Annotated in this window: 10 protein-coding genes; 4 read left to right on the plus strand and 6 right to left on the minus strand. The window is 64.2% G+C overall.

Going from position 1 to position 12,159, the window contains the following annotated elements:
* Positions 1-160: 160 nt before the first annotated feature.
* The 6 genes from HV744_RS23220 to HV744_RS23245 form a co-directional block, all read right to left on the minus strand.
* Positions 161-1,762 (minus strand): peptide chain release factor 3, encoded by a 1,602-nt coding sequence (locus HV744_RS23220; RefSeq protein WP_175151739.1) that lies wholly within the window; start codon positions 1,760-1,762, stop codon positions 161-163.
* An 811-nt stretch (positions 1,763-2,573) separates the two neighbouring features.
* A complete protein-coding gene (locus HV744_RS23225; RefSeq protein ID WP_175151740.1) occupies positions 2,574-2,870 on the minus strand; it encodes an H-NS histone family protein in 297 nt (98 codons plus the stop codon).
* A 128-nt stretch (positions 2,871-2,998) separates the two neighbouring features.
* Complete coding sequence (locus HV744_RS23230; RefSeq protein ID WP_175151741.1) at positions 2,999-4,198, minus strand: serine hydrolase domain-containing protein; 1,200 nt, start codon at positions 4,196-4,198, stop codon at positions 2,999-3,001.
* 138 nt (positions 4,199-4,336) lie between these two features.
* Complete coding sequence (locus HV744_RS23235; RefSeq protein ID WP_175151742.1) at positions 4,337-4,540, minus strand: hypothetical protein; 204 nt, start codon at positions 4,538-4,540, stop codon at positions 4,337-4,339.
* Between the two features lie 561 nt (positions 4,541-5,101).
* Positions 5,102-5,362 (minus strand): hypothetical protein, encoded by a 261-nt coding sequence (locus HV744_RS23240; protein ID WP_175151743.1) that lies wholly within the window; start codon positions 5,360-5,362, stop codon positions 5,102-5,104.
* An 87-nt stretch (positions 5,363-5,449) separates the two neighbouring features.
* Positions 5,450-6,928, minus strand: coding sequence for a sigma-54 interaction domain-containing protein (locus tag HV744_RS23245; protein WP_175151744.1), 1,479 nt, complete (start codon positions 6,926-6,928; stop codon positions 5,450-5,452).
* Positions 6,929-7,240: 312 nt separating this feature from the next.
* Between HV744_RS23245 and HV744_RS23250 the strand changes: the two genes are divergently transcribed.
* From HV744_RS23250 to HV744_RS23265, 4 genes are all read left to right on the plus strand, one after another.
* The gene (locus tag HV744_RS23250; protein WP_175151745.1) at positions 7,241-8,641 is read left to right on the plus strand and encodes a GntP family permease; all 1,401 of its coding nucleotides are present in this window, start codon (positions 7,241-7,243) and stop codon (positions 8,639-8,641) included.
* 124 nt (positions 8,642-8,765) lie between these two features.
* Positions 8,766-9,167 (plus strand): RidA family protein, encoded by a 402-nt coding sequence (locus HV744_RS23255; RefSeq protein WP_175151746.1) that lies wholly within the window; start codon positions 8,766-8,768, stop codon positions 9,165-9,167.
* 210 nt (positions 9,168-9,377) lie between these two features.
* The gene (locus HV744_RS23260) at positions 9,378-11,090 is read left to right on the plus strand and encodes a methyl-accepting chemotaxis protein (RefSeq protein WP_175151747.1); all 1,713 of its coding nucleotides are present in this window, start codon (positions 9,378-9,380) and stop codon (positions 11,088-11,090) included.
* A 325-nt stretch (positions 11,091-11,415) separates the two neighbouring features.
* Positions 11,416-12,012 (plus strand): DinB family protein, encoded by a 597-nt coding sequence (locus tag HV744_RS23265; protein WP_217469150.1) that lies wholly within the window; start codon positions 11,416-11,418, stop codon positions 12,010-12,012.
* The last annotated feature ends 147 nt before the right edge of the window (positions 12,013-12,159 follow it).

Below are 12,159 nucleotides of genomic sequence, written 5' to 3' on the forward strand. Positions count from 1 at the left end.
TCCGTCAGCATAGGCGAAGTCGGGCGATTGCGCGGGGTGTCTGCGCGGCAACCATGGCCTGCGTCAGATTGCATCCGACGAACAGGCGCACGTGGCGGAAATTGCAGGCGAAAAAAAGCCGCGTCACCGACGCGGCTGTTAATTCATTCGCAGCAGGAAGTCACATCGACTTCTTGAACGGTGCGCCCGAATGCTCGCGCAGTTCGTTGAACACGACCTTCGGCCATGCCTTTTGCGCGACTTCGATCTCGGACACATGCGAGGCCAGATACGTCGGCGCATCGGACGCATCGAGCGCAATCCGCGCCGCATACGAGTCGGTGAAGCGGCGCAGTTCGGCGGCGTCGTCGCAGGTCACCCAGCGCGACATCCGGTAACGCGCCGGCGCCATCCGCACGTCGACCTTGTACTCGGTCGACAGGCGATGCGACACCACTTCGAACTGCAGTTGCCCGACCGCGCCGAGGATCATCAGGCCGCCCACTTCCGGACGGAACACCTGAATCGCCCCTTCTTCGCCGAGCTGCTTCAGCGCTTCGCCGAGTTGCTTCGCGCGCATCGGATCGACCACTTCGACGGTCTGGAAAATTTCCGGCGCGAAGAACGGCAAGCCGACGAATTGCAGTTGCTCGCCTTCGGTCAGCGTATCGCCGAGACTCAGCGTGCCGTGATTCGGAATACCGATGATGTCGCCCGGATACGCCTCGCTCACGGTCTCACGACGTTGCGACAGGAACGTCACCACGTTATTGGCGCGGAAGGTCTTGTTCGACCGCGTGACCTTCACGGCCATGCCGCGCTCGAAACGTCCCGAGCACACGCGGATGAACGCCACGCGGTCGCGGTGCGCCAGATCCATGTTCGCCTGCACCTTGAACACGACGCCGGTGAACTTCGGCTCGTCCGGCAGCACCGGACGCTGCACGGTCATGCGCATCGACGGCGGCGGCGCGAGATCGACCAGCGCATCGAGAATTTCCTTCACGCCGAAGTTGTTGATCGCCGAGCCGAACAGCACCGGCGACTGCTGGCCGGCGAGGAACTGCTCGCGGTCGAAATCGGGCGTCGCGCCGGTGATCAGATCGATCTCTTCTTTCGCCTTCGTCCAGCTATGGCCGAAGCGGCGCTCACCTTCCTCTTCGCTCAGGGCTTGCAGCGTTTCGACGTCGCCGCCCGCCTTGTCCTGTCCGGCGCGGAACAGGCGCACCTGATCGCGCTGGATGTCGTAGACGCCCTGGAATTCCTTGCCCATGCCGATCGGCCACGTGAACGGCACCGCGGCCACGCCCAGGTGCTGCTCGATTTCGTCGAGCAGTTCGAGCGGCTCGCGGACTTCACGGTCGAGCTTGTTGATGAAGGTGACGATCGGCGTCTTGCGGCTGCGGCAGACTTCGAGCAGCTTCAGCGTTTGCGCTTCGACGCCGTTGGCGCCGTCGATCACCATCACGGCGGCGTCGACCGCGGTCAGCACGCGATAGGTGTCTTCGGAGAAGTCTTCGTGGCCCGGCGTATCGAGCAGATTGATCACCGCGTCGCCGTACTCGAACTGCATCACCGAGCTGGCGACCGAAATACCGCGCTGCTTTTCGATCTCCATCCAGTCGGACGTCGCGTAGCGATTGCTCTTGCGGCCCTTCACGGTACCGGCGATCTGAATCGCGCCCGAGAACAGCAGCAGCTTTTCGGTGAGCGTGGTCTTACCCGCGTCCGGGTGGGAAATGACCGCGAACGTGCGGCGGCGTTTGAGTTCGGAGACTGACATCGGGTCTGGCGGTCACGGATAGGGGGTTCGGGCGGTTCCCGGCGGCTTGTGGCTGCCGGTATGCCACGCCTTGCGCGGCGGCGTCGAGCTGCGGGAGTTGGGCCGGAACCCGCGTCGACTGGCAATCTCGCCGCGTCGGAAACAGGTCGCGAACAAACGTTCGACAATACGGGAATCGCCAGCGCAGAACAGCGCAGGGAACGAATGATACACGCCCGGCGCAACGCCAGGGGGAAAGGGGCCGGCCGTGCAGGTCGGCGAGCGGCGGACCAGGACGCAAACCGGGCGGCGGATTTGTCCGGAGCGCAGCGTGCGGTGCGCTTCGGAAAACGCAATGGTGAGAGTTTTCGGGACTTGCGATAGCGAGCGTCGAAACGCGGCGAAAGGTGAAGACGCTGCAGCGTCGTTCACGCACCTGCGCTGCGAAATTGGGCGCAGCCTTGAACCGTGTGGAAGCGGCGGAAAAGCTCCGGGCGCTGGCCGATGCGATTACTCTGCACGCCTGTAAACGCCCGCCAGCAAGGGCTGACGCCCGTTTTAGGAAGATCGCGCAGCACTGAGACGGGCGGTAGCGGCAATCACGTCAAGCGGTGCGTCACGCGACAAAGCCTGGCTCACCGAAGTAACGGAACCCGGCGTGAGTTGCGCAGAAAATCTCTCGGCCCGCGCTCAGGCCCGTGTCAAAGGTGAGCGTTTTCGGGACCTTCGCAACGGTGAGAAACCAATCTGACACGACATCACTTCAGGAGAACTCGCCGCGAGACAAGCGCCGAGCAACACGTAAAAACGCATACAGCAACGCGTTTCACATTCACCCTTCGATCAGAAAGCGCTCGCGATTCTTGCCCGCGAGCCAACCGGGCGAGCGTCCACGACCACTCCAGGTCTCGCCGGTTTTCGGGTTGCGATATTTGGCGACCGACGCCGCAGCCGCTTTGCGCGCCGGCTTGCGCTCGGTCGTAAAGCCGAGTTCTTCGGCGGTCAAGTCGTACTCGGCGACCTTCTGCTTGATGTCGGCGATCGCCTGAGCGACTTCCTTTTCGCGGGCCGCCGCGACTTCCTTGTGGAGTTTTTCGAGTTGGGCAGTCAACTGTTTGTACGAGGCCATGGCGGGTGCTCCCATCTGTTTGGCGAATTGCAGTGCGCACACTATCAGACGAATAAAGTGCCGGATAGAGCGGCACGCAACCGCGCACCGTTCCAGACGGCGCGACTCGGTTGCGGCTGCCAAGGCACTCAGTCGTCAATGGCATCGTACACGCGGCGTTCGAAGTCGATCGCCATTGGAAAGGGTTCGACCGCGCGCCGCTGAATCAGTATCAGGCCGATCAGATTTTCGACCGGGTCGGCGAACCAGCTGGTGCCATACGCGCCCGGCCAACCGAACGAACCCATCGAGCGATAACCGTGCGGCAATTGCTGCGCCGGATCGTCGACGACGGACACGCCCAGGCCGAAGCCTTGGCCAGCCCATAGCACATGCCCGAACGCCGGCACGCGACGCTGGTCGCGCGTTAAAAAATTGGAGCGCATCAGATCGACCGAGCGATGTGACAGCAAACGCGTTGCGCCGACGCGTCCGCGTCCGAGCAGCAATTGCGCGAATTGCAGGTAGTCGTGCGCCGTCGAAACGAGGCCGCCCCCGCCGCTCTGGAAGCGGTCCGGGTTCGCCCAGCGGCTCGTCGACGGATGATCCTCGACCCTGCGCCGCCGCGTGCCCGGCTCGACGCCATACGCGGTGGCGAGCCGCGCAAGCTGCGCGTCGGGCACCCAGAAAGCGGTATCGCGCATGCCGAGCGGTTCGAAGATCCGCGTCCGGAAGAACTCGCCGAGCGGCATGCCGCTCACGCGTTCGATCAGCACGCCGAGCACGTCGGTCGCAATGCCGTAGTGCCAGCGCGAACCGGGCTGGAACATCAACGGCAAGCCCGCGATGCGGGCAAGCCATGCGTGGGTATCAGCGTGCGCGTCGAAACCGTTGAAAGCGGCCGCGTACGCTTCGGCCAACGGGCCGGTCGCGGTGAAGTGGTAGGCGAAGCCCGCGCGGTGCGTCAGCAGATCGAGCACGGTGAGCGGCGCTTTGACCGGGTCGGTGTCGTCGAGCGGGCCGGTGGGGTCGCGCAGCACGCGCAGCGCCGCCAGTTCGGGCAACCACAGCGAGATCGGCGTGTCGAGCGCAAGCCGATCCTCTTCGATCAGCATCAGGATCGCGGCGCTGGTCACCGGCTTGGTCATCGAAGCGATGCGAAACAGCGTGTCACGCTCCATCGGCAACTGCGCGGCTTCGTCGCGCCAACCGAGCGGCTCGAAATAACCGATTGCGCCGCGCCGCCACACCATCGACACCACACCCGCTACTTCGCCGCGTTCCACATAGCCCTGCATGGCGTTGGTCAACGCCGTCAGCCGGGTCGCGGAAAAACCCGCTGCCTGCATGTTTGTCCTGGGTCAGGAGAGGAAGGGAGCCGCCCGCTCACAGCGCGGCGAGCCAATCTGGCTGTTATGTTCGCTTATTCTTGCAGAAAACGTTACGCGATCGAAGGGTACACCACGGCCTGCCGCTGTCGCCGGCATTCAGACTTTCTGCTGCTTTTCCAATTCCAACAGTGCGGCATTCAGGCGTTTGATTCGACTGGCCTGCGCCGGCACCCGGACCGCGCCAGAAACCGAGTCGATACGGTTACGCCAATATGACAAGGGGATGCGGTCGGCAGCGGAAATATGGGAGATAACGTGTTCCAGATGCTCAATATCTTTTTCGAGTTGATGGTGATTCATTGCTTCCCCGGAATCTATTGGATTAGTTTCAAAGCATAAATCGGAGCATGGAACGTGCCGCATTCAGCGCAGCGCCGTTACCGAAAGCAGAAAATACTTCCTGACCGCCTCCACATCAAAAAAAAATCGGAAAAATCTGCTTGCTCGGTTAAATCGCGAACCGTGAAACAAGAATACAGCCGACCAACTTCGTGTTCCGTTGGGTTCCGCACCGACTCATTCATCGACAAAGAATCAGGCCGCCACCGTTAGCGGTGATTTAGCGTCGAAGGCAAGAGAATAATCCGAAACTGGCTGTTAAAAGCCCGCCGCTAGAAAACCCAATACGCATACCAACCCGCAGTCGGATGCACATTAAGCGCACATATTTATGACGGCCATGTGCTTATCGAGATGGTACGGGCGTGCTAAATGAGCGAGTTTCCTGAGCCGTGGAGAATGCGGAACACCTTGCGAATGAGAGGCCCGCACTAATCCCGGGTCGCGGGCTGAGGCAGGGAATATCTGTCAAGCTAACTGCGCCAACATTGCGCCGGCGTCGCGTCATCGTGTCATTTCGTGTTACTTCGCGCGGCAGGCGTAGATCAGACTGTGCGTGCCGCTCGCGCTGGACTGCCGTACGACGTCGAACGCGCCACCGCAACTTGCGCTGGCCTGCTGCGAGCAGGAGTCAGAGCCGACCGGGCATTGAACCAGCGTGGTTGCGCGGCCATCCGAAAGAAACAACGGCGCACTGCTGCTGCAACCGCTCAGCATGGCCATCGCGCCAGCCGCAAGCGTGACGCAGGCCCGGCGCACGAAAGAGGAGAGACTGCGTTTCATTGGAAACCCCGATCACGTCTTGTTGTTCGATTTCGCGATTGTGCCACGCGGCCATTGCGCTGCGTCAGTCGACGTCGCCGGACTTTCTCAGACCTCGATACCGTATCCCGCGATCTTCTTGTAGAGCGTCGCGCGGCCCATGCCGATCTGGCGGGCGGTGTCGATCACGCGCCCGCCGTTGGCGCGCAACGCGTCGCTGAGAAAGCGCTTCTCGAATGCCGCCATCGCGTCGCTCCACAGCGCCGGCCCAGCCACCCCGGCCGTCGCGCCGGGCGCGTTTGCATGCGCCTGCGAGGCCGCCTCGGCTGCCTGCGGCCGCCGGCCGCCGGCCTGTGCCGAACCGATGAACGGCGCCAGCATCCGCGCGTCGATCCGCTCGCTGTCGGAGAGCATCACGGCCCGCTCCAACGTGTTGCGCAACTCGCGCACGTTGCCCGGCCATCCGTACGCGCACAGCAGCCGCAACGCGTCGTCCTGCAATTCGAAGTGACTGCCGCCGCGCGCCTGGGTCGACAGATCCTCGAGCATCGCGTAGGCCAGCGCCTCGATGTCGGAGGCCCGCTCGCGCAATGCCGGCGCGTGGATCGTCAGCACGTTCAGCCGATAGAACAGGTCCGCGCGAAAGCGCCCCGCCGCCACCAGCGCGGGCAGATCGGCCGAGGTCGCGGCGATGATCCGCACATCGGCGCGCACGATCCGGTTCGAGCCGAGTGGTTCGAACTCCTTGTCCTGCAGCACCCGCAGCAGCTTGCCCTGCAAAGGCAACGGCATATCGCCGATTTCGTCGAGAAACAGCGTGCCGCCGTTCGCGAGCTCGAACTTGCCGACGCGACCCTTGCGATCCGCGCCGGTGTACGCGCCAGGCGCGGCACCGAAGAATTCGACTTCGAGCAAGGTGTCGGGGATCGCCGCGACGTTGACGGTCACGAGCGGCTGATTCGCTCGCGCCGAGCCGCCGTGGATCGCATGCGCGAGCAGTTCCTTGCCGGTGCCGGTTTCACCGAGCAGCAGCACCGGCGATTCGAGTTGTGCCGCACGCCGCGCCTGGCGCTTCACTTCGAGGCAGGCCGCGCTCGTGCCGACGAAACTGCCGAACGTATAGCGCGCGCGGCGCGCCTGCGCGAGCGACTTACGCGTCGCGATCAATTCTTCCTGGACGCGCGAGTAGCGGGAAAAGAGCGGCGTCAGCGCCTTTAGCTCGTCGAACAGCGCGAAGCCCACCGCGCCGACCGTCACCCCGGCGTCGTCTTTCAGCGGCAGACGCGTGACGACGAGCGGTTCGCGGTCCGTCTCCATGATATCGAGCAGAATCGGCTTGCCCGTGGTCACGACCTCGCGCATCAGGCTGTTGGGGATCACCGCCTCGCAATCGCGGCCAATTGCCTGTTGCGGGTCCGAAAAACCGAAGCGCGCCGCGTATCGCTTGTTGATCCAGACGACGCGCGCATCCGCATCGACAATGAACGTGCCTTCACTGAAATTTTCGAAAGTGCGAAAGAGCGACTCCATCGCCCGGCGCAGTACGTCGCCGTAGGTGGCAGGCAGGCCCGCCCAGTCATTCATCATGTTGTCGCTGTCTCCGGCTATCGTTTTATTTATGTTTGTCTCATTTTGTGGACAGCTTATCTCATTGGAGAGATCCCCAGCAAGCCTGAATTATAAGGGTTTAACCTCAGTTCAGCTTATCTTGGGTTGATTTGCGTCCCGTTTCAGAGACGTTTGGGTACAATCGGCCCGATTACGTTTCCCGCCTCGGCCCGCGCGCTCGACGCATTGGCCGTGGCAGTGGGCGTGGCACGGAACCTGCTCTCTGCCGGCGCCGTGCCGTCGCACCATCAGGACGACGTACATGTAGAACAACCAAGCTTTGGAGACTCAATGTCCTTTGTCATCGTCCTCGCCGCGCTGGCGTTTCTGATGTTTGCCGCGTATCGCGGCTACAGCGTCATTCTGTTCGCGCCCATTGCCGCGCTCGCCGCCGTTCTGCTGACCGAACCGGCCGCCGTCGCGCCGGTTTTCACCGGCATCTTCATGGACAAGATGGTCGGCTTCGTGAAGCTGTACTTCCCGGTGTTCCTGTTGGGCGCCGTGTTCGGCAAGGTCATCGAACTGTCCGGTTTCTCGGAGTCGATCGTCGCGGCCGCGATCCGCTATATCGGCCGCTCGCGCGCCAATGCGGTGATCGTCGCGGTCTGCGCGCTGCTCACGTACGGCGGCGTCTCGCTGTTCGTGGTGGTGTTCGCGGTCTATCCGTTCGCCGCCGAGCTGTACCGCCAGAGCAATATTCCGAAGCGCCTGATGCCCGGCGCCATCGCACTCGGCGCGTTCTCGTTCACGATGGACTCGCTGCCCGGCACGCCGCAGATCCAGAACATCATCCCGACCACCTTCTTCAAGACGACTTCGTGGGCCGCGCCCACGCTCGGCGTGATCGGCTCGCTGTTCATCATCGTGGTCGGTCTGACGTATCTGGAATGGCGCCGCCGCGCCGCGATGGCGACCGGCGAAGGCTACGGCACGGAACTCGTCAACGAACCGGAGCGCGTCGAATCGAAGCAACTGCCGCATCCGTTGCTGGCGGTGGCGCCGCTGGTGCTGGTGGGCGTCGCGAACTTCCTGCTGACCCGCTGGATTCCTACCTGGTACGGTCCGACGTTCACCATCACGCCGGAGATCCTGCCGGGACTGCATGCGCCGGTCGAAACGACGGTCAAGAGCCTGGTCGGGATCTGGGCCGTGCAAGGCGCGTTGCTGCTGGGCATCGTGATGGTCGTGGTGACGGCGTTCGGCCGCGTGAGCTCGCGCTTTGCGGTCGGCACCAAGGCCGCGGTGGCAGGCGCGCTGCTGGCTTCGCTGAATACCGCGTCGGAATACGGCTTCGGCGGCGTGATCGCGGCGTTGCCCGGTTTCCTGGTGGTGAGCGACGCGTTGAAGAGCATTCCCAATCCGCTCGTCAATGCTGCCGTGTCGGTCAGCACGCTGGCGGGTATCACGGGCTCGGCGTCGGGCGGCATGAGCATTGCGCTCGCGGCCATGTCCGACGTGTTCATCAAGGGCGCGGAAGCCGCGCATATTCCGCTGGAAGTGCTGCACCGCGTAGTCGCGATGGCGAGCGGCGGCATGGACACGCTGCCGCACAACGGCGCGGTGATCACGCTGCTGGCGGTCACGGGGTTGACGCACCGCCAGTCGTATCGCGACATCTTCGCGGTCACGGTGATCAAGACGTTGGCGGTGTTCTTCGTGATCGCGGTTTATTACGCGACTGGGCTGGTTTGATCGTCGCGCGCCGCGCGGCGGCTGCCTGGGTTCACATCTCAGGCACCCGCGCGGTTCGCGCGTCGAGAGTTTTGATCGGTTAGCGTAACGTTTCGACAATCGAAACGCTACGCTAACCCTTCCCATGAGCTCAAACCCCACGTTCTGGATGATCCCGCAAGCCCCGACGCCCGTCGGGCCGTTTTCCCATGCCGCCGAAGCCGACGGCTGGGTCTTCGTCACCGGCCAGATGCCGACCTCGCCCACCGACGACAACGCGCCCTTGCCGGATGGCGTCGTCGCGCAAACGCAGCGGGTGATGGACAACCTCATGCTGGTCCTGCAAGGTCTCGGCCTGGGACTGCAACACGTGGTCGCCGCGCGCATCTTTCTGACCGAGTTCAAGCGCGACTATGCGTCGATGAACGCGGTCTACCGCGCTTACTTCCCTGCGGACGCGCTGCCCGCCCGGACCTGCATCGGCGTCACCGCGCTTGCGCGTGATGCGCTGGTCGAGATCGACTTCGTCGCAAAGCGGCCGGGCTGATCCTGATCCGTGGCGTCTGGCGAAACGCTTTCAGCGTCTGTTTTGAGGTCGACTCCGGCCATATCGACGCAACCCTGTATTAACGGCCTGGCGCCCCATAAACCTGAGTGGTTTACTGGGAGACCCTAAAGCGCACGAGGTTAATTGCCGTTATTCCTTGCAACCATGTAGGCACCGCGCCCACGCGCGTCAGCATCAGCAAGGAAAGCCATGCGCAACAACCAGCCTGTCACTGGGCACGAGTACGAATTCCCGTCGTCACACATGCTTGTTTCAGCGACCGACCTGACCGGCCGCATTCAATACTGCAATCCGGCCTTCGCCGCCGTGTCGGGCTTTACGCGCGACGAGCTGATCGGCCAGCCACACAATCTGATTCGCCATCCGGACATGCCGCGCGAAGCGTTCGCCGACATGTGGACGACGATCCGCGACGGCCGCCCGTGGACTGCCCTCGTCAAGAACCGCCGCAAGAACGGCGATCACTACTGGGTTCGCGCCAACGTCACGCCGGTGATCGAGAAAGGCGCGGTGGTCGGCTACCTCAGCGTGCGCGTGAAGCCGGAGCGCGAAGCGGTGCGCGCCGCCGAAACTTTGTATGCACGCATGCGCACGGGCGAGTCGCGCGGCCTCGCGTTGCGTCACGGCGTGGTGGTGCGCACCGGCCTGCCCGGACGCCTGCAGGCGCTGATGCGTCTGCCGGTTGCGAAGCGCGCGGCGGCCGGCTATGCGCTCACGCCGCTGGCGTTGCTGCTGACCGGTCTCGCCGCATGGCAAGGCGCGCCGCCGGTGCCGTTCTGGATCGCGTGCGGCGTCGCCACGGCGATCAGCGTCGTGTCGTGGCGAGTGCTGACGCGCCAGCTCGCCGCGCCGATCGACGATATGTCGAGCTTTGCGACCCGTCTCGCCGCCGGCGATCTGACCGCCGATCTGCGAATCGCGCGTCACGACGATCTCGGCGACGTGTTGCAGGCGTTGAACCAGTTGAGGGCGAATCTCGCGGCCATCGTCTACGACGTGCGCGCGCAGATCACCGGCATGCTCGACAACGCGCGCGAAATCTCCAGCGGCAATGTCGATCTCGCGCGCCGCACCGAGTTGCAGGCGGCCTCGCTCGAAGAGACCGCCGCCACCATGGAAGAGCTGACCACCACGGTGCAAGCCAACGCCGATGCCAGCGTGCGCGCGCTCGACCTCGCGCGCGACGCCCAGGCGGCGGCGGCGGTCGGCGGCAAGATCGCGGGCCAGGTCGAGCAGACCATGGCCGGCATCACGGCGGCGTCGCGGCGCATCGCGGACATCACCGGCGTGATCGACGGCATCGCGTTCCAGACCAATATCCTCGCGCTGAACGCCGCCGTCGAGGCGGCGCGCGCGGGCGAAGCGGGCCGCTCGTTCGCGGTCGTCGCGGGCGAGGTGCGGATGCTCGCGCAGCGTTGCGCGGCATCGTCGAAGGAAATCAAGTCGGTGGTCGAGGCGAGTGCGAGCGAAGTCGCCGCGGGCACCGAACTGGTGGCACGCACGACCTCGCAGATGCGCGCGATCGACGAGGCGGTGGAGCGCGTGTCGTCGATCATCGTCGAAGTGGCGAACGCGAGCAACGAACAGGCGGAAGGGATTCGCCAGGTCAATCAGGCGGTCTCGCATCTGGACGGCGCCACCCAGCAGAACGCGGCGCTCGTCGAACAGGCGGCGGCCACCGCACAACGTCTCGCGGAACAGGCCGACGTGCTCGATGACGCGGTGCGTCTGTTCACCGTCGCCGATGCGGCGTCCGCGCAACACTCTGCAAGCGGGACGCGCCATGCCTTCCCGGCCGATGCGTCGAATCGTGCGGCGCCCGGCTTCACGCGCCACGCTGCGCAAGGACTTCAGCGAAGCGCGCACGCTATCGAGCAGGAAGAAACTACTTTGATCAGATAGATCGGCGTTACTCCCACCTCGACAGTTCGCTATTGGTGCGTGAGGATGGAACTGTCAGCGCCCACTGTTGCATGGGCAGGCTGACCCGAGTAACAACGGCGTTTAGCAGCCCGTCCCTTGTCGGACGGGCTATTTTTTTGCGCACCGGGTCGACTGCCGAGTCGAGGATTGTTGAAGGTGTGCCCGCGAGCAGCTCGTGCTGCGCGTCGGGACGACAGCGCGAACGGTGAGGCAATACGGGAGCCGCCGCCGGGGACTTGCCGCACGCCGATGGTCCGCTCACACTTGAGCGCACCTACGACGATTTCCATCTCCGGAGGCCGACGTGACCCCTTCCGACTCGCCGCGCGCCCATCCGCTGGCCGCGCACTTCACCGCGATGGCGCGCAACAACGCGTGGTCGAATCTGCGCCTCTACCGCGCGTGTCTCACCTTGACCGACGCAGCGTTCGCCGAGCGCAGGGTGAGCTTCTTCCCGTCGTTGCAGCTCACGTTGAATCACATCCTGCTGGTGGACCGGTATTACTTCGACGCGCTAATCGGCGGCGGCGAGGGGCTCACCATTTTCGACAACGAATTGCCCTATCCGCGCGCAGCCGACCTGTGGGATGCACAAGCGCGGAGCGACCAGCAACTGCTCGCCTTCTGCGAGTCGCTCGCCGACGCGGATCTGCGACGCGAGGTCCAGATCGACCGCGGCCCAGCGGTCGGCGTCCAGCGTGAAGACGTCGGCAGCGTGCTGCCGCATGTTTTCATCCACCAGATCCACCATCGCGGGCAAGTCCACGCGATGCTGAGCGGCACCTCGGCCGCCCCGCCGCAACTCGACGAGTTCTTTCTCGCCGCCGACGCGCCGCTGCGCGCCGCCGAACTACGCGATCTGGAGCGCATGCGCGGGCCGCGATGGGCCGCGCTTCCGTAATCGGACCATGCGTCAGCAGCGTGACAGCCAGGGAGAAGGATCGCACCGCCACGGGGCACGAAAAATGCGCCCGGCGTGGCGGGGAGTCGCGTTAAACTGGTTGCCACGCGTGTGCAGCGCGCGGCAGACGACGCGCGATGCTGCCCG

The sequence above is a fragment of the Paraburkholderia ultramafica genome (genome assembly GCF_902859915.1).
Classification (GTDB): Bacteria; Pseudomonadota; Gammaproteobacteria; order Burkholderiales; family Burkholderiaceae; genus Paraburkholderia; species Paraburkholderia ultramafica.